This window comes from Allobosea sp. UC22_33 (genome assembly GCF_042700715.1).
In the GTDB taxonomy this organism is placed as follows: Bacteria; Pseudomonadota; Alphaproteobacteria; order Rhizobiales; family Beijerinckiaceae; genus Allobosea.
Genome location: NZ_CP170556.1, coordinates 2,904,509 through 2,929,104, shown reverse-complemented (window position 1 = coordinate 2,929,104; position 24,596 = coordinate 2,904,509). Strand labels below are relative to the sequence as shown.

Here is a 24,596-nt window from a genome sequence, read left to right as displayed (position 1 = left end):
CATTCGCGGGCGTTCGGGAAGAGGGAGAATAGGCGCGCAATTGATCTGGTCTGCCTTTTTCATGGGCAGTATTGATCAGGTACAGTTTGCTTTGGATATCATTGGCAAAGATGATCCGGCCCGCTGAACGCGGCGGTTCTTCCATCCTGCCGCACGCTGCGGCTGTGCCTGCGCTATTCTTGGACCGAAAACGAGCGCCCGTCCAGCCAGAGGCGCAGGGCCTGGGCATTGTTCCGATTCTCGTCCTTGGCCGCATAGAGCAGAACGACCGGTCCCTTCTTCCTCTCGGTGGCCAGGGTGGCGAGAGCGGCCTGTGCGGCCGGGCTGCCGAGCTCGGTCGCATAGGCGGCGAAGAACTCGTCCCAGCGGTCGGGATGGCCGTGGAATTCGTGGCGCAGCACGTCGCTGGGCGCGAGGTCCTTGAGCCAGAGATCGATCCGGTCCTTCGAGACGCCGCGCGGCCAGAGCCGGTCGACGAGGATGCGCGTGCCGTCGCCGGGGGCGGGAGGATCGTAGACGCGCTTGACCGTCAGCTTTGTCATCAGATCAGCCCCAGGCTGCGGAAGCTGGCATGGCCGTCGCGGCCGACGATGATGTGGTCGTGGATGGCGATGCCCAGGGGCTTCGCGATATCGACCAGCTCACGCGTCATCCGCATGTCGGCGCCGGACGGCGTGGGATCGCCCGAGGGATGGTTGTGGACGAGGATGATCGCCGAGGCCGAGAGCTCGAGCGCGCGGCGCATCACCTCGCGCGGATAGACCGGGGTGTGATCGACCGTGCCGGTCTGCTGGACCTCGTCGGCGATCAGGATGTTCTTCTTGTCGAGGAAGAGGATGCGGAACTGCTCGCGCTCCGCGAAGGCCATTGCCATCCGGCAATAGTCGAGCACCGAGGACCAGGAGGAGAGGACCGGCCGCTTGCCGACCGCGCCCTTGGCCATGCGCTTCAGGGCGGCTTCGACGATCTTGAGATCGAGTGCGACGCTTTCGCTGACGCCATCGACCTCCGCGAGACGCGCAGCGGGGGCACCGAGCACTTCAGCGAAGGAGCCGAAGCGCTGGATCAGTTCCTTGGCGAGCGGCTTGACGTCGCGCCGCGGGATCGAGCGAAAGAGCAGCAGCTCCAGCAATTCGTAGTCCGGCAGCGTCTCGGCACCGGCTTCCTCGAAGCGGGTGCGCAGGCGCTCGCGATGCCCGTGATAATGGGGCACCTCGGCAGAAGCGGCAGGCGAGGGCGCTTTGCGCGATCCCTTGCCTGTCCCCTTGCCGATGCCGACGCTCATTTTGCGGCGAGCGGATTGCCGAGGCCGGCGGGCGAGAGCGTGAAGATCTCGCAGCCCTGCTCGGTGACGCCGATCTGGTGCTCGAACTGGGCCGAGAGCGAGCGATCGCGGGTCACGGCGGTCCAGCCGTCCGAGAGCACCTTCACCCCCGACTTGCCAAGATTGATCATCGGCTCGATGGTGAAGACCATGCCGGGCTTCAGCAGCACGCCTTCGCCGGGGCTGCCGTAATGCAGGATGTTCGGCGCATCGTGGAAGAGCTGGCCGATGCCGTGGCCGCAGAAATCACGCACTACCGAGCAGCGCTCGGCCTCGGCATAGCGCTGGATGGCGAAGCCGATATCGCCGGTGGTGGCGCCGGCGCGCACCGCCTTGATGCCGCGCTGCAGGCTCTCATAGGTGATCTCGATCAGGCGCTCGGACTTCCGCGAGATTTCGCCGACGCCGTACATGCGGCTCGAATCGCCGTGCCAGCCATCGACGATCAGCGTGTAGTCGATATTGAGGATATCGCCCTCGCGCAGCGGCTTGTCGTCGGGGATGCCGTGACAGACGACATGGTTGATCGAGGTGCAGATCGACTTGGTGTAACCGCGATAGAACAAAGTCGCCGGATAGGCGCCGTTATCCATGGCGAACTGGAAGGCGAGATCATCGAGGCGCTGCGTGGTGACGCCGGGCTTGACGTAGGAGCCGAGCATGTCGAGGCCCGCAGCCGTCAGCCGGCCGGCCTTGTGCATGGCGGCGAAGGCTTCGGGGCCGTGAATCTTGATGGCGGGCTCGCGCGAACGCGAGCGGCCGATGGTGTCTTCGAAGGTCATTGCGCGCGGAAAACTCCTTGCCCTCTTATCTATTGCGTTTGATGGCGCACGCAAGCCGGTTACCGCGCGGGAGGCCGGCGCGGCGCGTGCATTGCCGCTGGGTCAGCGATGCACGGGTGGTCGTTGCCTCGATGTTGGCGGAATTGTAACTTTTTCGTGGCAACGTATTCGCCGCACCTTTCGTCCGCCCGGCATGCTTCCTCTTGGACATATGAAAGCGTCAGTTTCCCAGGCTCCGGCCGATTCCTCCGATCCGACGCTTAGCGCGCTCGACCAGCTGCTGCTCGATCTCGCGATGGCGCGCGGCATCGACGAGGTGATGGCCGTCGTGCGCCGCAATGCGCGCGGACTGACCGGCGCCGACGGCATCAGCTTCATCCTGCGCGACAACGGCCGCTGCTACTATGCCGACGAGGATGCGGTCGCGCCGCTCTGGAAGGGCCAGCGTTTCCCGATGGATAGCTGCATCTCCGGCTGGGCGATGCGGCATGGCGAGGTCGTCGTCATCGAGGACATCGACGAGGACGAACGGATTCCCCACGAAGCCTACCGCCCGACCTTCGTGCGTAGTCTGGTGATGGTGCCGGTCCGGCAGGACGACCCCGTCGCCGCGATCGGCGCCTATTGGGCGCATCGCCACCGGCCGGCGCCGGAGGTGATCCGGGCGCTCAGGCGGATCGCCAACAGCGCTGCGGTTGCCATGACGAACATCGCGCTGGTGAACTCGCTCTCGGCGGCGCTGGAGGAGGCGGAGCGCGCCAAGGACGCGGTCATCCTGGCCATGGCCTCGCTCGCCGAGACGCGCGACAACGAGACGGCCAACCATGTCCGACGCACGCAGCATTATCTGCGGGTGCTGGCCGAGGGCGCCCGCGAGCGCGGGCTTTTCGTGGGAGAGCTCGACGATGCGACGCTCGACCTCTTGTTCAAGTCGGCGCCGCTGCACGATATCGGCAAGGTCGGCATTCCCGACAGCATTCTGCTCAAGCCCGGCCGGCTCGACGAGGACGAGCGGGCGACGATGCAGACCCATGCCGAGCTCGGGCGCGTCGCCATCGCCGATGCCGAGCGCCATCTCGGCGGCTCCAGCTCCTTCCTGAGGCTCGCCAAGGAGATCGCCCATACGCATCATGAGCGTTGGGACGGGGCCGGTTACCCGCAAGGGCTTGCCGGTCAGGCCATTCCGCTGTCCGGGCGCCTGATGGCGATCGCCGACGTCTACGACGCGCTGGTCACGAAGCGGGTCTACAAGGAGGCGATGACGCATGAGGAGGCGGTCGCGGTGGTGGTGAGCGAGCGCGGCCGGCAGTTCGACCCGCAGCTCGTCGATGTCTTCCAGGACGTCGCGCCCCGGTTCGGCGAGATTCACGCCCGTTTCGCCGACGGCGGCTGATCACGGTCCCGCTCGAAACCGTCCGGCGCCTCTTTCCGTCCAATGACTGGCGCGCGGATGCGCCGAGGTGTATCAGGCTGGCGCAATGGCCATCATCGAACAGAACCTGGGGGAAGAGCGGCCTTTCGGCACCTTCGCTCCCAAAGCCTATCTCGCCCGCATCATCGCCCGGACGCGCGCGGCTTCCGATAGCTTCCTCGGGCGCAAGATCGCCTATGCGCTGCGGCGCCTCGGCCTGCGCTCGCTCGACGGTGCGCCGGTGGACATCGAGTCGCTGGGGGCGAAGATGCGCCTCTATCCGAGCGGCAACGTCTGCGAGAAGCGCGTGCTGTTCACGCCGCAATATTTCGATGCAGTCGAGCGCGAATTGCTGGCCTCGCGGTTGCGCGACGGTTTCACCTTCATCGATATCGGCGCGAATATCGGCGCTTACTCGCTCTTCGTCGCGGCGAGGGCCGGGCGGAGCGCCCGCATCCTCGCGGTGGAACCGCAGCCCGAGATCTTCGCGCGGCTCACCTTCAACATCGCGCAGAACCCGTTCGGGACCGTCAAGGCGGTGGCCTGCGCACTCGCGGACAAGCCGGGCGAGCTGACCCTGTTCATCGACCCGACCAATCGCGGCGAGTCGAGCGTCCGCATCCTCAATTCGAGCGCCGGGACCTCGGTCAGGGTGCCGGCGATGACGCTGCTCTCGCTGGTCGAGGGCGAGGGTTACGAGCGCATCGATGCGATCAAGCTCGATGTCGAAGGTGCCGAGGACCTGATTCTCGAACCCTTCCTGCGCGATGCGCCGCAGGCGCTCTGGCCTGGCTTCATCATCATCGAGGATTCGCGCCAGCGTTGGCAGAGCGACCTTGCAGGCCTGCTCGAGCGCAGCGGCTACAAGCTCATCGCCCAGACACGGCTCAACCTCGTGTTCCAGCGCAATCCGGCCTGAGCGCGCGCCTGCGGCATGGCCGGCGCGCCCACCGCGGCGCTTGAGCGCTTCGCGGGGAAAGCCTAGCTCTTGGCTGAAAGCCAGGAGCGCCGCCATGTCCGCCAACGAATCCAATTCCTCCGCCACCATCGTCACGGCCGCGATCCTGGTGATCGGCGACGAGATCCTGTCCGGGCGGACGAAGGACAAGAATATCGGCTATATCGCCGAATATCTCACCAATATCGGCGTCGAGCTGCGCGAAGTCCGCGTCGTGCCTGATGTTTCCGATGAAATCGTCGCGGCGCTGAACGCGCTGCGCCATCGCTACACCTATGTCTTCACGACCGGCGGGATCGGGCCGACCCATGACGACATCACGGCGGACGCAGTTGCCGCCGCATTCGGCGTGACGATCGACCATGACCCGCGCGCCGTCGCCATGCTGTCCGAGCGGTTCTCGCCGGCGGAGCTCAACGAGGCCCGGATGCGGATGGCGCGCATTCCCGCTGGGGCCGATCTGGTCGCGAATGCGATTTCGAAGGCGCCGGGCTTCCACATCGGTAACGTTTACGTGATGGCCGGTGTGCCGTCGATCATGCAGGCGATGCTCGACGTCATCGGCCCGACATTGCGGACCGGGGCGAAAATGCTGTCCGAGACGGTGCAGACCGGGCTGCGCGAGGGTGATATCGGCGGACCACTTGCCGAGATCGCAAAGGCCCATCCGGCGGTCTCGATCGGCTCCTATCCGTTCTGGTCGGAAACCGGCCCCGATACGAATATCGTCGTCAGGTCCCGCGATGCCGAGAAGCTGCTGGCTGCGATGGCTGCCGTGAAGGCCATGGTGGCCTCGGAAAAGCAAAGGGCGGTTTCCTGATCGTAGTTTATACAACTTATACGATTTTTTATACAACTTCATGGAGAGTTTTTGTTTTCGTTCTTAGGATTATACTCTTCGTTTGATTTTGCGGCGTATTGCCTCGAGGCCATATATCGTTGCTAGAAGATTTTTCTACTATAAGTTGAGTTAAATTCTATATAGCAACCATTCATAAACCGATTGATGCGATATTCGAGGGGTGGCCGGACAGCATTCGGCCTCTCCTGCTGCGCTTCCGCGTCGCGGGCATCCAAAGACGGCTTTCAGGATGACGCCGGCCCGATGACGCCTCATGCGCGGGCCGCGCCGAGGGGGATCTCAGATGCCGCTTTTCTCCGGCCTTTTCTCGAATCGGCACGCTGCGGGGCAGCTCGATGCGATCAACCGCTCGCAGGCGCGGATCGAATTCGATCTCGACGGCAAGATCCTGGACGCCAACGAGAACTTCCTGTCGGCGATGGGTTACACGCTGGCGGAGGTGAAGGGCCAGCATCACAGCCTGTTCGTGACGCCTGAGGAGAAGGCCAGTCCCGCCTACAAGCAATTCTGGGCCGATCTTGGCCGCGGCGAATTCTCGCGAGGGCAGTATCTGCGGCTCGGCAAGGGCGGCAAGGAGATCTGGATCCAGGCGAGCTACAACCCGATCCTGGGTGCGGGTGGCAAGCCGGTCGGCGTCATCAAATACGCCTTCGACGTCACCGAGCAGAAGAACCGTCTGGCCGATCTCGAAGGGCAGCGCGCCGCGATCGACAAGGCGCAGGCGGTGATCGAGTTCGATCTCACCGGCAAGATCCTGACGGCGAACCAGAATTTCCTGAGCGTGCTCGGCTACTCGCTGGCCGAGATCGCCGGGCAGCACCATCGCCTGTTCGTCGATCCGGCAGAGCGCGAGACGCCGGCCTATCGGGCCTTCTGGGAACGCCTCGGCAAGGGCGAATACGATGCCGGCCAGTATCGGCGCATCGGCAAGGGCGGCAAGGAAGTCTGGATCCAGGCAAGCTACAACCCGATCCTCGATGCGCAGGGACGGCCCTACAAGGTCGTCAAGTTCGCCTCCGACATCACCGCCACCTTCAAGGGCAAGCAGCTCGAAGCGGCCGTGCAGGAGACGAGCGCGGTGATCGACCGGGCCAAGGGCAAGGACCTGACCGGGCGCGTGCCGCTCGACGGCAAGACCGGAGAGGTCGCCACGCTCTGTGCCGGCGTCAACGACCTGCTGGATACGCTGGCGGAGGTGGTCGGCAGCGTGCGCGACATCTCGGCGCGCATCGACAATGCCTCGCTCAAGATCACCTCCGACAGCCAGCAACTGGCCGAGCGGACGGAGGCGAACGCTGCGAGCCTGCAGGAGACGGCAGCGACGACCGAAGAGCTCGCCGCATCGGTCAAGCATAGCGCCGGCAATTCGAAGATGGCGGTTCAGCTCGGCAACGAGGCGAGCGAGGTCGCGTCCCGCGGCGGCGCCATCGTGACCGAGGCGGTCGCGGCGATGGGGCGGATCGAGCAGGCCTCGTCGGGAATTTCCGAGATCATCTCGATGATCGACGAGATCGCCTTCCAGACCAACCTGCTGGCGCTCAACGCCGCGGTCGAGGCGGCGCGGGCGGGCGATGCCGGGCGCGGCTTCGCGGTGGTCGCGACCGAGGTGCGTGCGCTTGCCGCCCGCTGCAGCGAATCCGCCAATGGCGTCAAGACGTTGATCGCGAATTCTGCGCAACAGATTCAAGCCGGTGTCGGCCTGGTCAAGGACGCTGGAACGACGCTGGGCGAGATCGTCGGCGCCGCGTCCAAGGTCGCATCGACCGTCAGCGAAATCTCGCAGGCGACGACCGAGCAGGCCAACGGCATCGACGAGATGGCCCGCACCGTCGCCCATATGGACGAGATCACGCAGCAGAATTCGCTGCTCGCCGAGCAGAGCGCCAAGGTCGCCCGCGATCTCCAGCAGGAGACCGCGGCGCTGAGCACGATGGTCTCCGCCTTCCAGCTCGGCGGCGAAGGACACAGGCCGGTGCCGCAGCTCGTCCATTCGGCGCCCGCGGCACCACGGGCGGCGGCGCCGGTGATGCGCGGCCGGCGCGTGGCCGGCGGCGGCACGGCGGATGGCTGGGCGGAATTCTGACGCGCTTTATCGACGTTGAATTGGGGATGTTCGGCGCGTGCCTCTTGTCAGGCGCGCGCCGATAGGCTTTTCGGTCGGAAACGGCGCCTGTCGCGTCGGGCAAGTCCGGAGCGCTGTCCATGGCCGAACCGTCCTCGAACAAGGCTTTCCCGGTTTCCTGGGATCAGTTCCATCGCGATGCCCGAGCGCTGGCGTGGCGCCTCGCCGAGAAGGGGCCGTTCGAGGCGATGGTCTGCATCACCCGCGGCGGGCTGGTGCCGGCGGCGATCATCTGCCGCGAGCTCGGCCTGCGCATGATCGAGACGGTCTGCGTCGCGAGCTATCACGACTACAAGAACCAGACCGAGCTCCAGGTGCTCAAGGACATCGCCCCGAACATCAAGGCGATCGGCGACGGCACCGGCAAGGGCGTGCTGGTGGTCGACGACCTCACCGATACCGGCAAGACGGCGCGCGTCGTGCGCGAGATGCTGCCGAACGCGCATTTCGCCACGGTCTACGCCAAGCCGGCCGGCGTGCCGACGGTCGACACCTTCATCACCGAGGTGAGCCAGGACACCTGGATCTATTTCCCCTGGGATCTCGGGCTCTCCTATGTCGAGCCGATCGCCAAGGGGCACAAGGGCTGAACAGGCGCGTATCCGCCTCAGCCCGTCGAGGGTGAGCGGAACGCGACCAGCATGCCGCTGACGACGATCGCCATGCCGACGAGTTCTATGGGCGAAGGCGTCTCCGCCAGCAGCAGGGCGCTGGCGGCGGCCGTCGCGACCGGGACCAGCGGCAGGAACAGCGTCGCCCTGGCCGCGCCGAGCGTTGCGACCGAGCGGGCGTAGAGATAGAGCGCGATGACGCCGACCAGGACGCCCTGATAAAGCGCCTGGAGCAGGAGTTCGGCGAAGGGCGCCTGCGCCATGTGGATCGGCAGCACCAGCGCCACGATCACGAGCAGCGGCACCGAAAGCAGGCACGAGGCCGCGGTGACCTCGAGCGAGCTCACGCCCCAGCGTCGGGCGAGCAGGCCGAAGATCGCCCATAGGAAGGCGATCAGCACGAAGAGCAGGTCGCCGATCCAGGCATCCGGCCGCGATGGTGCCAGCGCGAGCGCATCGCGCGAGAAGATGCCGATGCCGAGCACGATGATGCCGAGGCCGGCAAGCCGCATCCGTCCGGCGCGTTCGCCGGTGACGAGGAAGATCAGCAGCGCCGTGAAGACCGGGATCAGTCCGGGCGAGATGATCGACGAATGCAGCGCCGGCGCGAAGGAGGCGCCGGCCACCAGGATCAGGCTGTAGAGCGGGCCGATCAGCAGGGCCATCACCCAGGCGCGGGGCCAGCCGAGAGAGCCGACCGGGAAGGGGCGCATATGCCGGAGCGCCCAGGGCAGCAGTACCGCGGCGGCCGAGACGAAGCGCAGGATCGTGACGTCGGCCGGCGTCAGGTCGATCAGCATCGCGTGCCGCGAGACGACCGACTGGACGCCCCAGATGATCGCTGTCAGCAGGCCGCAGAGGATGCCGAGCCATTGTGCGCGGGAGGTCATGAACGGGCGGCTTTCGGCAGGCGCTGCAGGCGGCGGGTGTCGCGGCGCTGCTATGCCCTTCGCGCGCGCGGCCAGCAACCCGCTGCGGTTGCGCTGCCGGAATGCTTCCAGGGCAGGCTGCACGCCTTCCGCCGGCCGCTCTCAGCCCATCGCCGGGTCGTCGCCGGCCAGCAACCGCTCCGCATGGTCGCGGATATCCCCCGGCCATGTCCGGCTGTGTTCGGTGAAGCGCTCGCGGTCTCCGGCGAAGAGGGCGCGCGAGGCTTCCTCGAAGCCTTCGCGGTCGCCCGCCATGGTCGCGATGAAGGCATAAGCGCGTTCTTGTGAAGCCCGCGTCCGGCTGCGGCCACCATCCGCCTTGCGGGCTTCGTCGACAAGGCGACGCAGGGCCTGCGAGGCGCCTCCCGGCTGCAGGGCGAGCCAATCCCAATGGCGCGGCAGCAAGGTGACCTCGCGCGCGACGACGCCGAGCTTGGGGCGGCCCCGGCCGCGTGGTGTATCGTCGGCTGCCGGGGTCGCGTCATCGCTACGAGGCGCATAGCGCGCCGCGATCTCGGCGTCGCTGCCGCGCAGGTCGAGGTCGACAACCTTTCCCGTCGCATCGTCGAAGACGAGGACTTGGGCGGTTGGATCGGCCGCGAGTGCAGTCTGCACGGCGAGCGCGACGGTAGGGAGCGGCCCGCCGGCAATGCGGGTCGCGCCCTGGAACGCAGTATGGGAGGTGGACTCGGACATGGGGGCTCCTTGATCGCGGGCTTATTATCCGGATGAATGACTCAAAGCAATATAATCCGGGTAAAAATATGTAATCCTCCCTTAGGCCTGGAAACGACGCCGTGGCGAATTGGGCCGACTTTGAAACCTGGACCGATCCCACTAGTTTGACCGGCAGAGGAAACGCCGACGGGAGACGCGCCAGACATGGCCGCCACCAGCTTCGACGCCGCGGGCGCGCGGATCACCATCTTCCGCGCCCTGCTTCAGACTATCGCCCACCACGGCAAGGGCCGCATCGCGCTCGAAGACCCCGAGCGCCAGCCGATCACCTATGGCCGGCTCGTGCTCGGCGCGCTGGTGCTGGGGCGCAAGCTCGCGGCGCTGACGGCGCCGAAGGAACAGGTCGGCGTGCTCCTGCCGAACATGCAGGGCATGGCGGTGACGCTGTTCTCGCTTTTCGCCTATGGCAGGGTGCCGGCGCTGCTGAACTTCACGGCCGGCGTCCGCAACCTCGGCGCGGCGGCTGAACTGGCGCAGCTCAAGACCATCGTCACCTCGCGCCGCTTCATCGACCAGGGCAAGCTCGACGACGAGATCGCCGCGCTCGGCGAGGGGCGGCGGGTCGTCTATCTCGAAGATGTCCGCAAGGAGATCACCAGCTTCGACAAGGCGCTCGGCGCCTTGCAGAGCCTCGCGCCGGGGCTGGTCCATCGCTCGTACGAAGCGCAGCCCGACGATATCGCGGTTGTCCTCTTCACCTCCGGCACCGAGGGCAAGCCGAAGGGCGTAGCGCTCAGCCATGCCAATATCGTTTCGAATGCAAGGCAGGTCTTCGCCCATGCCACCGGGGCGATCTCCGAGCGGGACGTGTTCATGAACCCGCTGCCGGCGTTCCATTCCTTCGGACTGACGGCCGGACTGATGGTGCCGCTGCTGCACGGCATGAAGGTCGTGCTCTATCCGAGCCCGCTGCATTACAAGCAGGTGCCGAAGCTGATCGGCGACATGAAGGCGACCTTCCTGCTCGCCACCGACACGTTCCTGCAAGGCTATGCCCGCGCTGCGGAGAAGGATGATCTCGGTAGCGTGCGCTATGTCGTGGCCGGTGCCGAGCGCGTGAAGGCCGAGACCAAGCGGATGTGGGAGCCCTACGGCACCACCATCCTCGAAGGCTATGGCTGCACGGAGTGCTCGCCGGTGCTGGCCGTCAACACGCCCTCTGCGATCCGCGAGGGGACGGTCGGCAAGCTTCTGCCCGGCATCGAGGCGAAGCTGGAGCCGGTCGAAGGCATCCATGAGGGCGGGCGGCTCACCGTGCGCGGACCCAACGTCATGGCCGGCTATCTCGATCCCGAGCAGCCCGGCCGCATCGTCCCGCCGGAGGGTGGCTGGCATGATACCGGTGACATTGTCGTGATCGAGGATGGCTTCGTCGCGATCCGCGGCCGGGCCAAGCGCTTCGCCAAGCTCGGCGGCGAGATGGTCTCGCTCGCGGCGGTCGAGACGATGGTCGCCAAGGTCTGGCCGGACCAGAACCATGTCGTCGTCGCGCTGCCCGATGCGCGCAAGGGCGAGCAACTCGTTCTCGTCACCGAGACACCGCATGCCGATCGCGCCGCACTGCAGGAGGCTGCGAAGCAGCAGGGCTTTCCGGAATTGTGGGTGCCCCGCGCGATCCTGGTGACGCAGGCCATTCCGGTGCTCGGCAACGGCAAGATCGACTATGGGTCGACGCGGGAGCTTGCGGCGTCACGGCGGTCGCTGCTGTGAGACCGCTCCGCTGCCTTGTGGCCACAATCGTCATTCTATTACGCCGGATGATGATTCCGGGTTCCGCCCTGGCGCTGCTGCGCGTCGCCACCCTTGCTCCCGCCCTGTCGCTGACCGGACCTTCCGATCTGGCCGCACAGGCGCAGGCCGCGCTCTATGTGCGCCGCGACGAATGCGTCGAGGCGGGCAAGCTCACGGCGGAGCAATGCGAGTTCGCCTATCGCAACGCCCGTGCCGAGTTCGAGCAGGCGGCCCCCCGCTATGGCTCTCGCGCGGCCTGCGAGCGCAATCACAAGCGCTGCGGCGCGCAGATGATCTCGGCCGGCGGCTGGGAATCCTTCGGCAAGGGCGGAGCGAGCTATGTGCCGCGTTTCATCGGTGTCCGGGTGGCGGGCGAGGGCGCGGCGCGCCGGGCGTTGCCGGTGGTCGAGGGCACGGCCAAGGTCGCTTTCGCCGGGCGCTCCGTGACGGAATTGCAGGACAAGGTCGCAGGACGGCGCGGCATCATTGGCCAGGCCAGCAGCGCCGGTCGCGGTGCGTATGGCCAGGCGGGCTCGGCTCCTTATGTCAAGCGCGGCGACCGTGACGACACGGTGCGCGTGCCGATGGAAGAGAAGGCGATCGGCTCGGATGTGAAGCCTGGGCTCTATGTCGATCCCGACGGCGTCGAATGGTACAAGCCCGCCCGTCGGCATTGAGCGCCAGGGCGGTTGGAACGCGATCCCCAGGCTTGCGCCGGCCGCGCCCGCCCGCTATCGCTGTGCGGCTCGCGGACGTGGCGAAACTGGTAGACGCACGAGACTTAAAATCTTGCGCCTTCAAAGGCTTGCGGGTTCGAGTCCCGCCGTCCGCACCACCTCGGCCACTATGATTCGCGCGTGCGAGATTATGCGCCAGTCGGCGCTCAAGTCTTCCTGAAGATCAGGCTCAGATTGTTCGCGGGCATTTCGACGATCTCCGGCGCGCCGAATCCGCTGGCTGTACCTAGCCCTGCCACAGCGTCGAGCTCGCGCAGGCCCCAGGCCGGGTCGCGGCTGCGCAGGCTTTCGTCGAAGGCGGCGTTGCCCGGTTCCAGCGGCCGGCCCGGCCGGCGATAGGGGCCGTAGAGATAGAGTGGTTGCCCTTGTTTCAGGAGGCGCCCCGCCTGCCGGAACAGCCCCTCCGCCGCTGGCCAGGGTGCGATGTGGATCATGTTGATGCAGAGGATTGCGTCGATTGCTTCGAGCGGCCAATCCGGCGCTGTCGCGTCGATGACAAGCGGCGAGAGGATGTTGCCGAGGCCGGATTCCGCGGTCCAGGCTGCGATGCTGGCGACCGCGTCCGGCGAGGGATCGCTCGGCTGGAAAGTCAGGCCGGGCAGGGCGCCGGCGAAGTGCACGGCATGTTCGCCGGAGCCGGAGGCGATCTCCAGCACGCGCCCGGATGGCGGCAGGACATCGGCCAGGACGGCGAGGATCGCATCGCGGTTGCGCTGGGCCGAAGGCGCGCGCAGGCGAGGATCGGCACCGGCCTGTGCGTCGGCGGTCGGCTGCCAGAAATTGGGCTTGCTCATTATCCGCTCACGAATCTTTCGTCCGGCCCATCGCGTTGGGGCGATGATCCGCTATAAGGGGGCTGGAAGCGGGCCACCAGATGTCGTGGCTTCGCAGCAAGCAGGCTGGTTTTGTTAACCGAAATCCTGATCGTCGTGGCGCTGACGATCGTCAATGGACTCCTCGCCATGTCGGAACTCGCCGTGGTTTCGTCCCGCACGGCGCGCCTCAAGGTTCTCAGCGATCAGGGCAACAAGGGCGCCGCAACCGCGATGCGCCTGGCGGAAGATCCCGGTCGCTTTCTCTCCACCGTCCAGATCGGCATCACCCTCGTCGGCGTGCTCTCGGGCGCCTTTTCGGGTGCGACGCTCGGCGCGCGCCTGTCGGAATGGCTGGGCACGCAAGGCTTCTCCCAATCAGTTTCGGACACGCTCGGCGTCGGCCTCGTCGTCGTTGCGATCACCTATCTCTCCCTGATCCTCGGCGAGCTCGTGCCGAAGCAGGTCGCCCTGCGCGATCCCGAGCGGGTGGCGGCGCGGGTCGCCCCGGCGATGTCGCTGCTTTCCAAGGTCGGCGCGCCGCTCGTGTTCCTGCTCGACATCTCCGGCAAGGCCGTGCTGCGCCTGCTCGGCCAGAAGGGCGAATCGGAGGAGAGGGTCACCGAGGAGGAAGTCCGCACCATCATCGCCGAGGCGGAGACCGCCGGCGTGCTGGAGCGCGACGAACGCGAGATGATCGCCGGCGTGATGCGCCTCGCCGACCGCTCGGCGCGGGCGCTGATGACGCCGCGCCGCGAGGTCGAAGTCATCGACCTCGAAGACAGCGCCGAGGAAATCCGCGAGCAACTGCGCGCGACGCGTCGTTCGCGCCTGCCCGTGCAGGACGGCGAGGCGGACTCGATCGTCGGCGTGGTCGTGGTCAAGGACCTGATCGAGTTCCTTCTGCTGGGAGATATCAAGAATCTGCGGGAGCTGGTGCAGGAAGCCCCGATCGTGATGGATACGGCCGGTTCGCTGCAGATCCTGCGCGAGATCCGTTCAAGCCGCGTGCATATGGCACTGGTCTTCGACGAGTACGGCCATTTCGAGGGTATCATCACGCCCGGCGACGTGCTGGAGGCGATCATCGGCGCCTTCCAGGAAGAGGAGGAGGATGAGCCGGCGATCGTGACGCGGGCCGACGGCTCCTATCTCGTCGCCGGCTGGATGCAGGTCGACGAATTCTCGCACGAGCTCGGCATCCCGATCCCGCGCGACGCCGACTTCCAGACGGTCGCCGGCTTCATCCTGGCCGAGCTGAACCATCTGCCGAATGTCGGCGAGAGCTTCGACAAGGGGCACTGGCGCTTCGAGGTCGTCGATCTCGACGGCCGCCGCATCGACAAGATCCTGGTCAGCCGGATCGAGTGAGGCCGGATATGGCGCGGGAGCCGGAGCATTCTGTACGGCTCCCGACGTTGGCTGAGGCGACCCGCATCTGGGCCAAGATCGGGTTTCTGTCCTTCGGCGGGCCGGCCGGCCAGATCGCCCTGATGCACAAGGAGCTGGTCGAGGAGCGTCGCTGGATCGGCGAGGAGCGCTTCCTGCATGCGCTGAACTACTGCATGCTCCTGCCCGGGCCGGAGGCCCAGCAACTCGCGGTCTATATCGGCTGGCTGATGCACCGGACGATCGGCGGGCTGATCGCCGGCCTGCTGTTCGTCCTGCCCGGCGCGCTGGTGATGCTGGGGCTCAGCATCCTCTATGTCACCTGGCGCCATGTGCCGCTGGTCGACGGCATCTTCTTCGGCGTGAAGGCGGCCGTGCTCGCCGTCGTGATCGAGGCGGGCTTGAGGATCAGCCGCCGGGCGTTGAAGACCGGGGCGATGGTCGGCGTCGCCATCGCGGCTTTCGTCGGCATCTTCCTGTTCAAGCTGCCGTTTCCGCTCATCGTGCTGCTGGCCGGGCTTACGGGCTGGGCCGGCAGCCGTATCCAGCCCGGCTGGTTCGGCAAGGCGAATGCGGGCGGCGCTGCGGATGCCGCGGGAGAGGGACTGCTAGATAGCCTGCTGGCGCGGGGCGAGCTCGACCATGTGAAGCCCTCAGCGAAGCGGGCTGTGAACGTGCTCGTCGTCTGGCTGCCGCTCTGGCTTGGGCCGGTCGCCTTGTTCTGGCTGGTCGCGGGCTCGGCCAGCGTCTGGACGCAGATCGGCGGTTTCTTCAGCGCGATGGCGGTCGTCACCTTCGGCGGGGCCTATGCGGTTCTGGCCTATGTCGCGCAGGCGGCTGTCGAGGGTTTCGGTTGGCTGGCGCCCGGCGAGATGCTCGACGGGCTCGGCCTCGCCGAGACGACGCCGGGACCACTTATCCTCGTGCTCGAATTCGTCGGCTTCCTCGCCGCCTTCCGGGCGCCGGGCGGCCTGCCGCCGCTGGTTGCCGGTGGGCTCGGAGCACTGCTGACCGTCTGGGTGACCTTCGCGCCGTGCTTCCTCTGGATCTTCCTCGGCGCGCCTTATGTCGAGGCTTTACGCGGCAACCGGGCGATTTCGGCTGCGCTCGGGGCGATCACCGCGGCGGTGGTCGGCGTCATCGCCAACCTGGCGCTCTGGTTCGGGCTGCATGTTCTCTTCCGAGAGGTCTCCAGCGTGCCCTTCCTCGGCATGCGCCCGGAGCTGCCGGTCCTGACCTCGCTGGACTGGCGCGCGGCCCTGCTGGCGGCCGGAGCCGCAATCGCGCTGCTGCGCTTCAAGCTCGGGATGATGCCGGTGCTGGCGATCTGTGCGGTCGCCGGCGTCCTGCTGAAGGGCGGGTTCTGAGGCTTAACGCCGCGGCTCGTCCGGCTCGATGATGCGGTACTCGGCGTCGATGACCTCGACGCGATCGGGCTGGCGCGGCTGGCCGGCGAAGGGATTGGCCGGATCGATGCCGGCTGCCTTCAGCTTGGCCCTGAGGCGCCAGACCGCGATCGCGCCGACGATCAGCACGACCGGGATCAGGATGAGCGCGAGGCTCGCGGCCAGCACGAAAAGCGCGATGCCGACGGTGAGGCTCGCCGCCATGGCGAGCCAGGCCTGCCAGCGCGGCATGGCGCGGGTGCGGCCGTTGAGCTGCTCGTAGAGATTGACGCGGATCATCTGGTGTCGGTCCCTTCCTCGGCACAGAGATAGGGAGCGATTGCGGCTTTGACGAGATCAGGCGCGTTCAGGCCGCATCCTGCCAGTCGTAGAGCCAGCCATAGCGATTGCGCAGACCCTCCGGCCCGAGCCGCTTCAGCGCGAAATCGCGGGCGATGCTGAGCGGCCAGCCCATATGGTAGTTGCGGCCATTGCCCCGGCTTTCCTCCTGCACGCGGGCGACGCGCTGGGCACGGGCAGCGGCATAGGCGGCGAAGGCCATCGGCACGCCGGCTGCGCCCTCGCGACTGAGCGTCTCGGCGAGCAGGCGGGCGAGCACCGCGGCATCCTCGATAGCGAGCGAGGCGCCCTGCGCAAGGAAGGGCAGGATCGGGTGCGCGGCGTCGCCGATCAGCGCGATCCGGCCTTTGGCCATGGCGGCGGGCTTGCGATCGAACAATGACCAGACCTGCCAGCTCTCCGCCGCACCGGTGAGCTCACGCAGGGCCGGCGAGGCGCCGGCCAGATGTTCGGTGAGAATGCTGAGGTCGCCATCGCGGGACCAGCCCTCGCGGGCCTCCTTCGCCTGGCGGACGACGACGATGTTGATCTCCTTGCCGCCCGCGACCGGGTAATGCACCGCATGGCGGCCGGAGCCCATGTGCAGCGTCACGCGCGGCTTGTCGCCGGCGCGGGCCGGCACCACGGCGCGCCAGGCCTCGTAGCCGGTGAAGACCGGCGGAGAGGCGTCGCCGGTGAGATCGCGGACGCGCGACCACAGGCCGTCGGCGCCGATCAGCCCGAGGGCGGAGAGCGTTCCGCCGACACCGTCGCGTGCGGCGAGCCCGATCGTGACGCCGTCGGCATCATGGCTGACCTCATCCACGCTGCGGCCGACCATCAGGCGGATATTCGGCATGGCGCGGGCGGCATCGAGCAGCACGGTATGGAGGTCGTTGCGCTTCATCATGCGGAACGGGGTCGGCATGCGCTCGGGGCTGGAAGGCATTTCCAGCACCGGCGCGCCATTCGCCCAGCGCCGGATCATCAAGCCGTGCGAGGTGACGCTGATGCGCTTCAGCGGCAAGGCGAGGTCGAGCGCATCGAGCACGCGGCCGGAATTGGAGGTGACCTGCAGGCCGGCCCCGGTCTCGCCGAAGCCGGTGCGCTTCTCGACGACGGTTGCGGCGATGCCGCGACGCGCCAGCGACAGGGCCATGGTCAGGCCGCCGATGCCGGCGCCGGCGATGACGAAATGAGGAGCGGACACGGGATCGGACGCCTTCAATGACAGAGCTGGAAGACGAGGCGCGGGTGCCCCTCAGAACCCGCGCGCCCGATGCAATCGAGCAGCCTCAGGCCGCCTTGGCCGGATCGGTATAGGCGCATTCCGGCGGGATGCAGGCGGCGCCCTTCAGCGATGGCTCGTATGTGAACAGCGTCGAGCAATAGGGGCAGATGATCTCGTGGTCCGCGCCCATGTCGAGGAAGACATGCGGATGGTCGAAGGGCGGCTTGGCGCCGATGCACATGAACTCATGGGCGCCGACCTTGATGACGGGGACGCCGGGGTCGTTGTGGAAATGCGGGATGCCGGTGGCGGCCATGGTCGTCGCTCTTCGAAGGTCTGGAATTCGGCCGCAACCTATCGCGTGAGCCGCCCCAGCGCCAGAGCCTTTCCGTATTTCTCCGAAACGCGAAAACGCTCTAGCCTTTTGTATTGTCGCATTTTCTTGACGCGAACCGGTGTCCACTTCGCTCGAAAATGCTCCAGTGCGCTGTTGCGCATCAGCGCCCGTCGCGCAGGCAGCCGCGCGCGAGCTCGGTCATCCGCGCGCTTTCCTGCGGCGAGAGCAGGTTGTCGAGCGCCTTCTGCCAGAGCTGCTCGCGCTTGAGCCCGTCGATGGTGCAGGCGCAGACCATCTTGCAGACCTGTTCGGGAACATTGGGGCCGGAGCAGCTGCGCTGGCATTCGTTCCTGAAGGCGCGCTCCTCCGGCGGAGGCGGAGCGATGACCTGAGTCGCCAGCATCAGCGCGCCAATGAAAAGCGGCTGATGGACGAGATAGACCAGCAGGCTGTGCCGCCCGCCCCAGGCGACGATTCGGGTCGCCTTGTTGCCCGGCCGCCAGCCGGCGATCGCGGTGCCCGTGAGGCGCGGCAAGATCAGGCGGGCCAGGACGATGCCGCTCAATACGCAGCCGAACCAGGGGAAGACCGGAACGAAATCGGCCGTGCGGAGCGGCGCCTGCGAGAAACCGAGCCAGGCCGCCCAGGGCTGGTCGAGCAGCGGATGGGCGACGAAGGAGGGCAGGGCGAATGCGACGACCGCGGCGAACGCGACGGCGATGACCGGCAGGCGCAGGAAGGGCAGGGCGAGCAGGCTCGCGACCGCGACATGGTGCAGGATGCCGAAGAAGATAAAATCGCCCGGCATGAACCGCCAGGTGCCGAGCGTGACCAGCGCGGCCGCGCCTGCGACCATGGCGAGGCGCTTGAGATAAGCCGTGCTGTCCAGGCCCTTGCGCGTGGCGAGGACGAGGCTGAAGCCGACGATGGTCAGGAAGGTGCCGGCGATGCCCCGGGCGAACAGCCGCCAGCCCGGCTCTGCCACGATATCGGTCTCGATCAGCCTGAAGGTCGAGAGATCATAGGCGAAATGGTAGACGAACATCGCCATGAGCGCGACGCCGCGGGCGATGTCGACGATGGCGAGGCGTGACGATTCGCGGGGCGTGGGCTGGGTCATGCGGCCATCGTTCATCATGGCGGGCGCTCATAAGCAAGCCGCGCGGTAGCGGGTACCCAAAGCCGCCCGGTCATGGCAGGGAAGGGCGACCGTTCCGATCTTGCGACCCGAGACCCGCATGCAGAGCTTTTCTTCCGACGGCGTGAAGATCGCCTTCATCGACATGGCGCCGACCAGCGACGTGCCGAAGCACCGCACCGTCGTGCTCGTCCACGGCTTCGCCTCCTCGCATGTGATCAACTGGGTCAACACCCAGTGGACGAAGACGCTGACTCATGCCGGCTACCGCGTCGTCGCGCTCGACGATCGCGGCCATGGCGAGAGCGAGAAGCTCTACGACCCCGCCGCCTATTCCTCGCAGGTCATGGCCGAGGATGTGCGCCGGCTGATGGACCATCTCGACATCCCGCGCGCGGCGGTGATGGGCTATTCGATGGGCGCCCGCATCTCGGCGCATCTGGCGCTGGCACATCCCCGCCGGCTGGAAGCGCTGCTGCTCGGCGGGCTCGGCATCCATCTCGTCGAGGGCGTCGGGCTGCCGCTGGGCATCGCCGACGCGATGGAGGCGCCCTCGCTCGATGGGCTGACCGATCCGATGCAGCGGATGTTCCGCGCCTTCGCCGAGCAGACCAAGAGTGATCTCAAGGCGCTTGCGGCTTGCATCCGTGGCTCGCGCCAGACCTTGACCGCCGAGCAGGTGGGCCAAATCGCCATGCCGACCCTGATCAGCGTCGGCACCAAGGACGATGTCTCCGGCTCCGGCCCGGAGCTGGCGAAGCTCATTCCCGGTGCGGAATCCTTCGACATCATCGGGCGCGACCACAATCTCGCCGTCGGCGACAAGAGCCATAAGCAGGCCGTCCTCGACTTCCTCGCGCGTTTGTGAGAACCTCCGCGATGAATAGAGGCAATCTGAAAAAGCGGGCGACGCCAATGTGTTGTCGATCTTCCCTGAAATTCTGATTCCGCTGCCTCGCTTTTCGATTCAACTTCGGTTCGGCTTGAGCTTTTGATACGGACGCCGGCTTCGGGCTAGGCTGTCCTCCCGCCGAACTATCCTTTTCGGAGAATGACCATGCCGTCAGGGCGCTCCGCCGTGGAAGCACGCGATTTCGCCACCGGGCTCGACCGGATCGACCCCGTCTGGACCCGCTTGCGCACCGAAGCGGAAACGGCCGTTGCCACCGAGCCGGCGCTCGGTACGCTGATCGTCGCTTCCGTCCTGAACCAGCCGAGCTTCGAAGCAGCGGTCGCTCATCGCGTTGCGGCGCGGCTCGGCCATCCCGCCGTGACCGCCGACCTGATCGAGCAGGGCTTCGCCGAGGCGATGGCCGGCGACGAGACGATCGGTGCCGGCATGCGCGCAGATGTGATGGCCGTGCTCGACCGCGACCCCGCCTGCTACCGCGTGCTCGAGCCGGTGCTGTTCTTCAAGGGCTTCCATGCCCTGCAATGCCACCGTCTGGCCCATTGGCTCTGGAAACAGGACCGTCGCGATTTCGCGCTCTACCTGCAGGCGCGGGCCTCCGAAGTGTTCCAGACCGACATCAATCCGGCGGCGCAGATCGGCAAGGGCATCTTCCTCGACCATGCGACGGGGCTCGTCGTCGGCGAGACCGCCGTCATCGAGGACGACGTCTCGATGCTGCACGGCGTCACGCTGGGCGGCACCGGCAAGCAGGGCGGCGATCGCCATCCGAAGATCCGCAAGGGCGTGCTGATCGGCGCCGGTGCCAAGATCCTCGGCAATATCGAGGTCGGCCAATGCAGCCGCATCGCGGCGGGCTCGGTCGTGCTCCAGCCCGTGCCGCGCAACAAGACCGTGGCGGGCGTGCCGGCCAAGGTGGTCGGGGAAGCGGGCTGTGCAGAGCCCTCGCGCTCGATGGACCAGACGCTCGCCGGCGATTGCGGCGCCTATATCTGAGCCGCGCCGCCGGCCGAGCCGGCGAGCCAGTCCATGATCTCGGCCCGGCGCGGATGCGCGCCGGCAGCCGTGGCTGTCGCAAGCGTCAGCCGGTCCGGCGTCGGCATCGCCTGCGGGAAGGGCGCGACCAGCCTGCCTGAGGCAAGGTGAGGGGCGACGAGGCTCATCCGCCCTATCAAGACGCCTGAACCGGACAGGCAGGCGTCCAGCGCCAGGCTATAGAGCGAGAAGGCCGGGCCGCGGCTCGGATCGACCTTGGTGCCCGGTGCGGCGAAGGCGAGCCAGCGCGCCCAATCGCTGCGCCAGACGGCATCGTGCAAGAGCGTCTGTGTGGCGAGATCGGCGGGGATCGTGAGCCTCGCGGCGAAAGCGGGCGCGCAGACCGGCTGGATTGCATCGGCGTCAAGCTGAACGGCGTCGCTGGCCGGCGCGCCCTCGCGATAGAACAGCGAGAGATCATAGGGATCGCGCTGCGGATCGGGCGGTTCCTCCATCGCCGAAATCGACATCTGCAAGTCTGGGAACGCGGCCTGCAATGCCGGCAGGCGCGGCGAGAGCCAGAGCTGCGCGACGCAGGGCAAGGCGGCGATGGCGAGCGGGCGATGCGGCTGCGCCTCACGCAGGGCCTGCACGGCCTGCCCTAACATATCGAAGCCGCGTGTCAGGCGCGGCAGGGCCTCGCGCGCCGCATCGGTCAGGGCGACGCCCTGCGGCAGGCGGCGGAACACGGCGAAGCCCAATGTCGCTTCGAGCTGCCTGATCTGCTGGGTGACGGCGCCGGCCGTGACCCCAATCTCGTCGGCCGCCTTGGCGAAACTCTCCAGTCGCGCCGCGGCCTCGAAGGCGCGCAGCGCATTGAGCGACGGCAGGCGCGGGCGCGGCGGCTTGACCGGCAAGGCAGGGCTCCAGGTCTAGGCTGAGAATTCCTCAGTCTGCGAGCGATGAATACTCGTTTGCGCGCGGGTCGGCAAACCGCTGTTATGGCGTCAATGAGGGATCGGACGGTTCGGGAGACGAGCGAGATGACGGCACTGGGCAGGCGCGACTGGGTTCCGCAAGCGAGCGAGGATTATGTACTCAAGGTCGCGGGTGAGACGGCCAACCAGCCGCTCGACGCGATCGCGGCGCGGATCGATGCGCTCGCCGCCGAGAACCGGACCATCCATGAGCGCGACTGCGTCAACCTCAACCCCGCCACCAATGTCATGAATCCGAAGGCCGAGGCGCTGCTCTCGGCAGGGATCGGGGCGCGGCCCTCGCTCGGCTATCCCGGCGACAAATACGAGATGGGGCTGGAGGCGATCGAGCAGATCGAGATCATCGCCGCCGAGCTCGCGGCCGAGGTGTTCGGCGCGACATATGCCGAGATCCGCGTGCCGTCCGGCGCCATTGCCAATCTCTATGCCTTCATGATCGTGGCCAAGGCCGGCGACTGCATCATCGCGCCGCCCGGCGAGATCGGCGGGCATGTCACCCATCACGGCGCCGGCGCGGCCGGGCTCTACGGCATCGTCACGCATCCGGCGCCGATCGATCCGGTGAATTACACCGTCGATGTCGCGAAGCTCAGGGCGGACGCGTTGCGCCTCAAGCCGAAGCTGATCTCGATCGGTGGCAGCCTCAACCTGTTCCCGCATCCGATCCGCGAGATCCGGGCCATCGCCGACGAGATCGGGGCGATCGTGCTGTTCGATGCGGCGCATATGTCCGGCATGATCGCCGGCCATGGCTGGCAGCAGCCGCTGGAGGAGGGCGCTCATCTGATGACGATGAGCACCTACAAGAGCCTTGGCGGGCCGCCTTCCGGCCTGATCGTGACCAACGATGCCGAGATCGCCCGGAAGCTCGACGCCATCGCCTATCCCGGCCTCACCGCCAATTTCGACGCGGCGAAATCGGCCTCGCTCGCCGTCTCGCTGCTCGACTGGAAGGCGCATGGCCGCGCCTATGCGCAGGAGATGGCGAAGACGGCGAAGGCGCTGGCAGAGGCCCTCAGCGAGCGGCAGGTGCCGGTCTTCGCCCGCGACCGGGGCATGACGACCTCGCACCAGTTCGCGATCGAGGCTGCCGCTTACGGCGGCGGGCAGGCGGCGGCGAAGAAGCTGCGCGCGGTCAATATCCTCTCCTGCGGCATCGGCCTGCCGTTGCCGGCGGTCGAGGGCGACGTGAACGGGCTCAGGTTCGGCACACCGGAGATCGTCCGCTTCGGCATGACGGGCGCGGATATGCCCGAACTTGCGGGCTATATCGCCGAAGGCTTGAACGGCTCGCGCCCGGCCAAGGCTGTGGCGAAGGACGTCACGGCTTTCCGGGGGCGGTTCCGGACGCTGCATTTCATGCGCTAGATCGCGACGTGCATCTCTCCCGCCGGTCCGTCACGCCGGAAGGAAGCGCCCCTTGCTCAGCTCGTAGGAACCGAGCGTGAAGCCCAGCGACCAGCTCCGCTGCAACAGGACATGGGCTTCAAAGCCCAGGAGCGTGATGTTCTGGCGGGGGGCGAAGTCGAGGGCAACCGTCGTCGGCTGTCCTAGGACATCGCGCGTTTCGACCCAGGCAATCAGGCCGCCGAACTTGTCGATCTCGAACAGACCGTCGCGCTCGAAGCTGACCTGTGCCCAGTCCGTCGCGGTCTGGCTGGGGCCGAGCAGGCCGGTCTGGGCGCTGTCGACAGCGGCGACGAGCATATCGATGAGCTTGTCGCCGAAGGCCTTGCGGGGGATGCTGCCCTTGGCGGTGAGTGCCTCGTAGATCTTCTTGGCATGTCCGGCATAGGTCTTGGCCGTCGAGATGAACTTCTTGATCGCGTCGATCTGCTGATGGGTCAGGTTGAGGTGCTTGCCGGCATCGGCGAGCTCGCGTTCGAGTTCCTGAAGGCCTTCCGGCAGGCGGGTCATCCATTTGATGATGCTGAGCAGCTCGCAGAAGACCTCGATCGCGCTGATGTCGATCTTGTTGGCGCTGCCCTCGAACTTGTACTTCCTGGTCTTGCCACGCGCGTCCTTGAACTCGAACATCAAGGCGATATCGCTCGGCACGATGAAGTCGATGCTCTTGAAGATAACGAACAGTTCCGGGGCCATGAACTCGGCTTCTCTGAGCGCGATTTCAGCGACCGTTTTGACGAGGCTTTTGACATTGTCGAAGAAGAAGCCGAGCGCGCCCTTCAGCTCCGGGGGAATCTTGGCTTCGATCTCGGATATCTTCTGCTCCAGCAGATTGGCGGGAACCTTGGTGACCTTCAGCTTCGCGTCGATCAGCTGACGGCACAGGATCACCTTGTCTTCCGGGACGACGGTGTGGCGGATCGACATCGACAGCAGTACCGCGCGGAACTGCGCCGACTTGTCTTCCAGCATCTTGGGCGGGATCTTATGAATGAGCGTTCCGAGGCGCCCGCGCTCATCAGCGTCGCCCTCGGCGATCGGAAAGACTTCCATCGTGACGTCGCGGGCAAGTTTCCCCGCTGATTTCTGGGAGTCGAAGGTGGCCTTGACGTAATTTCCGATAGCCTGGGCGCGGCCGGCGGAGAGGATCAGGTTCTTGTCGGCCGTGCCAGTCGCACTCGCCTTGCCGACGGGGCGAAGGTTTGCGCGCTTGTCCTGGAAACCGAGATTTTCGATCTGCTGGATGTAGTAGGGAACAAGAAAATTCTCGATGAATCCAGTGTGCTCGCGATGAAGGTTGGTCTTGCCCACCTCGAAGTTCATGAAGAGCACGGCCTCGTCATTGGACGAGATATAGGCGGTTTCCATTGCCGGCGGCGGCTTGACGCCCTTGGGGATGACGACACCACCCATTACTCGCCTCCATCGTCCATGTGGGATCGAGACCCGCAGCCGGCGATTGCCGGGCTA

General features: G+C 66.6%; 24 protein-coding genes and 1 tRNA gene. 13 read left to right on the top strand and 12 right to left on the bottom strand.

The features are described 5' to 3' along the window. Window positions 1–173 precede the first annotated feature (173 nt). The 3 genes from ACFJGT_RS13935 to map are packed head-to-tail and all read right to left on the bottom strand — an operon-like array spanning window position 174 to window position 2,106. Window positions 174–542, bottom strand: a complete 369-nt coding sequence (locus ACFJGT_RS13935; protein ID WP_377838545.1) for a DUF488 domain-containing protein — start codon at window positions 540–542, stop codon at window positions 174–176. Then, window positions 542–1,285 carry a DNA repair protein RadC gene (gene radC, locus ACFJGT_RS13930; RefSeq protein ID WP_377838543.1) on the bottom strand — a complete coding sequence of 248 codons (744 nt, stop codon included), beginning with the start codon at window positions 1,283–1,285 and terminating at the stop codon, window positions 542–544. The genes ACFJGT_RS13935 and radC overlap by 1 nt, the downstream gene beginning before the upstream one ends. After that, window positions 1,282–2,106 (bottom strand): type I methionyl aminopeptidase, encoded by an 825-nt coding sequence (gene map, locus ACFJGT_RS13925; RefSeq protein WP_377838541.1) that lies wholly within the window; start codon window positions 2,104–2,106, stop codon window positions 1,282–1,284. Before map ends, radC begins: the two co-directional genes overlap by 4 nt. A 211-nt stretch (window positions 2,107–2,317) precedes the next feature. Between map and ACFJGT_RS13920 the strand changes: the two genes are divergently transcribed. The 5 genes from ACFJGT_RS13920 (at window position 2,318) to gpt (ending at window position 8,049) form a co-directional block, all read left to right on the top strand. After that, window positions 2,318–3,499, top strand: a complete 1,182-nt coding sequence (locus tag ACFJGT_RS13920) for an HD-GYP domain-containing protein (RefSeq protein ID WP_377838540.1) — start codon at window positions 2,318–2,320, stop codon at window positions 3,497–3,499. Between the two features lie 85 nt (window positions 3,500–3,584). After that, window positions 3,585–4,436 carry an FkbM family methyltransferase gene (locus ACFJGT_RS13915; protein ID WP_377838538.1) on the top strand — a complete coding sequence of 284 codons (852 nt, stop codon included), beginning with the start codon at window positions 3,585–3,587 and terminating at the stop codon, window positions 4,434–4,436. A 94-nt stretch (window positions 4,437–4,530) separates the two neighbouring features. Then, entirely contained in the window at window positions 4,531–5,295 is a 765-nt protein-coding gene (locus ACFJGT_RS13910) for a competence/damage-inducible protein A (protein ID WP_377838537.1), read from the top strand. A gap of 325 nt (window positions 5,296–5,620) precedes the next feature. Continuing rightward, window positions 5,621–7,420 (top strand): PAS domain-containing methyl-accepting chemotaxis protein, encoded by a 1,800-nt coding sequence (locus ACFJGT_RS13905; RefSeq protein ID WP_377838536.1) that lies wholly within the window; start codon window positions 5,621–5,623, stop codon window positions 7,418–7,420. A 119-nt stretch (window positions 7,421–7,539) separates the two neighbouring features. Then, window positions 7,540–8,049 (top strand): xanthine phosphoribosyltransferase, encoded by a 510-nt coding sequence (gpt, locus tag ACFJGT_RS13900; RefSeq protein ID WP_199092453.1) that lies wholly within the window; start codon window positions 7,540–7,542, stop codon window positions 8,047–8,049. Window positions 8,050–8,066: 17 nt separating this feature from the next. Here the strand turns inward: gpt and ACFJGT_RS13895 are convergent, their stop codons facing one another. Both ACFJGT_RS13895 and ACFJGT_RS13890 read right to left on the bottom strand, forming a co-directional pair. Beyond that, window positions 8,067–8,960 carry a DMT family transporter gene (locus ACFJGT_RS13895; protein WP_377838535.1) on the bottom strand — a complete coding sequence of 298 codons (894 nt, stop codon included), beginning with the start codon at window positions 8,958–8,960 and terminating at the stop codon, window positions 8,067–8,069. A 141-nt stretch (window positions 8,961–9,101) separates the two neighbouring features. Beyond that, window positions 9,102–9,695, bottom strand: a complete 594-nt coding sequence (locus tag ACFJGT_RS13890; RefSeq protein WP_377838534.1) for a DUF2239 family protein — start codon at window positions 9,693–9,695, stop codon at window positions 9,102–9,104. 186 nt (window positions 9,696–9,881) lie between these two features. Here ACFJGT_RS13890 and ACFJGT_RS13885 point away from each other — a divergent pair, with 186 nt between their 5' ends. From ACFJGT_RS13885 to ACFJGT_RS13875, 3 genes are all read left to right on the top strand, one after another. Next, on the top strand, window positions 9,882–11,447 hold the full coding sequence (locus ACFJGT_RS13885) for an AMP-binding protein (protein ID WP_377838533.1): 1,566 nt from the start codon (window positions 9,882–9,884) through the stop codon (window positions 11,445–11,447). A 50-nt stretch (window positions 11,448–11,497) separates the two neighbouring features. Beyond that, window positions 11,498–12,145, top strand: coding sequence for a DUF1190 domain-containing protein (locus ACFJGT_RS13880; RefSeq protein ID WP_377838532.1), 648 nt, complete (start codon window positions 11,498–11,500; stop codon window positions 12,143–12,145). A 71-nt stretch (window positions 12,146–12,216) separates the two neighbouring features. Continuing rightward, a tRNA-Leu gene (locus tag ACFJGT_RS13875) sits at window positions 12,217–12,303 on the top strand. Window positions 12,304–12,351: 48 nt separating this feature from the next. Here ACFJGT_RS13875 and ACFJGT_RS13870 read toward each other — a convergent pair. Next, on the bottom strand, window positions 12,352–12,999 hold the full coding sequence (locus ACFJGT_RS13870; RefSeq protein WP_377838531.1) for a DUF938 domain-containing protein: 648 nt from the start codon (window positions 12,997–12,999) through the stop codon (window positions 12,352–12,354). Between the two features lie 126 nt (window positions 13,000–13,125). Here ACFJGT_RS13870 and ACFJGT_RS13865 point away from each other — a divergent pair, with 126 nt between their 5' ends. After that, window positions 13,126–14,388 (top strand): hemolysin family protein, encoded by a 1,263-nt coding sequence (locus ACFJGT_RS13865; protein WP_377848982.1) that lies wholly within the window; start codon window positions 13,126–13,128, stop codon window positions 14,386–14,388. A gap of 8 nt (window positions 14,389–14,396) precedes the next feature. Next, the gene (gene chrA, locus ACFJGT_RS13860; protein WP_377838530.1) at window positions 14,397–15,773 is read left to right on the top strand and encodes a chromate efflux transporter; all 1,377 of its coding nucleotides are present in this window, start codon (window positions 14,397–14,399) and stop codon (window positions 15,771–15,773) included. Window positions 15,774–15,776: 3 nt separating this feature from the next. On the opposite strand, the gene ACFJGT_RS13855 is transcribed toward chrA, so the two are convergent. From ACFJGT_RS13855 to ACFJGT_RS13840, 4 genes are all read right to left on the bottom strand, one after another. Next, window positions 15,777–16,091, bottom strand: a complete 315-nt coding sequence (locus ACFJGT_RS13855; protein ID WP_377838529.1) for a hypothetical protein — start codon at window positions 16,089–16,091, stop codon at window positions 15,777–15,779. 67 nt (window positions 16,092–16,158) lie between these two features. Next, window positions 16,159–17,340: an FAD-dependent monooxygenase gene (locus ACFJGT_RS13850; protein ID WP_377838527.1), complete on the bottom strand. Its 1,182-nt coding sequence runs from the start codon at window positions 17,338–17,340 to the stop codon at window positions 16,159–16,161. Window positions 17,341–17,425: 85 nt separating this feature from the next. After that, complete coding sequence (locus tag ACFJGT_RS13845; protein WP_377838525.1) at window positions 17,426–17,677, bottom strand: zinc-finger domain-containing protein; 252 nt, start codon at window positions 17,675–17,677, stop codon at window positions 17,426–17,428. A gap of 181 nt (window positions 17,678–17,858) precedes the next feature. Further along, window positions 17,859–18,818 (bottom strand): heparan-alpha-glucosaminide N-acetyltransferase, encoded by a 960-nt coding sequence (locus ACFJGT_RS13840; RefSeq protein ID WP_377838524.1) that lies wholly within the window; start codon window positions 18,816–18,818, stop codon window positions 17,859–17,861. A gap of 118 nt (window positions 18,819–18,936) precedes the next feature. On the opposite strand from ACFJGT_RS13840, the gene ACFJGT_RS13835 reads away from it, so the two are divergent. After that, window positions 18,937–19,704 (top strand): alpha/beta fold hydrolase, encoded by a 768-nt coding sequence (locus tag ACFJGT_RS13835; RefSeq protein ID WP_377838523.1) that lies wholly within the window; start codon window positions 18,937–18,939, stop codon window positions 19,702–19,704. 189 nt (window positions 19,705–19,893) lie between these two features. Next, a complete protein-coding gene (gene cysE, locus ACFJGT_RS13830) occupies window positions 19,894–20,742 on the top strand; it encodes a serine O-acetyltransferase (RefSeq protein ID WP_377838521.1) in 849 nt (282 codons plus the stop codon). Here cysE and ACFJGT_RS13825 read toward each other — a convergent pair. Beyond that, on the bottom strand, window positions 20,733–21,638 hold the full coding sequence (locus tag ACFJGT_RS13825) for a LysR substrate-binding domain-containing protein (RefSeq protein ID WP_377838519.1): 906 nt from the start codon (window positions 21,636–21,638) through the stop codon (window positions 20,733–20,735). The genes cysE and ACFJGT_RS13825 overlap by 10 nt on opposite strands. 126 nt (window positions 21,639–21,764) lie before the next feature. Here ACFJGT_RS13825 and glyA point away from each other — a divergent pair, with 126 nt between their 5' ends. Continuing rightward, window positions 21,765–23,087 (top strand): serine hydroxymethyltransferase, encoded by a 1,323-nt coding sequence (gene glyA / locus ACFJGT_RS13820; RefSeq protein WP_377838517.1) that lies wholly within the window; start codon window positions 21,765–21,767, stop codon window positions 23,085–23,087. A 30-nt stretch (window positions 23,088–23,117) separates the two neighbouring features. On the opposite strand, the gene ACFJGT_RS13815 is transcribed toward glyA, so the two are convergent. Then, window positions 23,118–24,539: a hypothetical protein gene (locus ACFJGT_RS13815; RefSeq protein ID WP_377838516.1), complete on the bottom strand. Its 1,422-nt coding sequence runs from the start codon at window positions 24,537–24,539 to the stop codon at window positions 23,118–23,120. Window positions 24,540–24,596 lie beyond the last annotated feature (57 nt).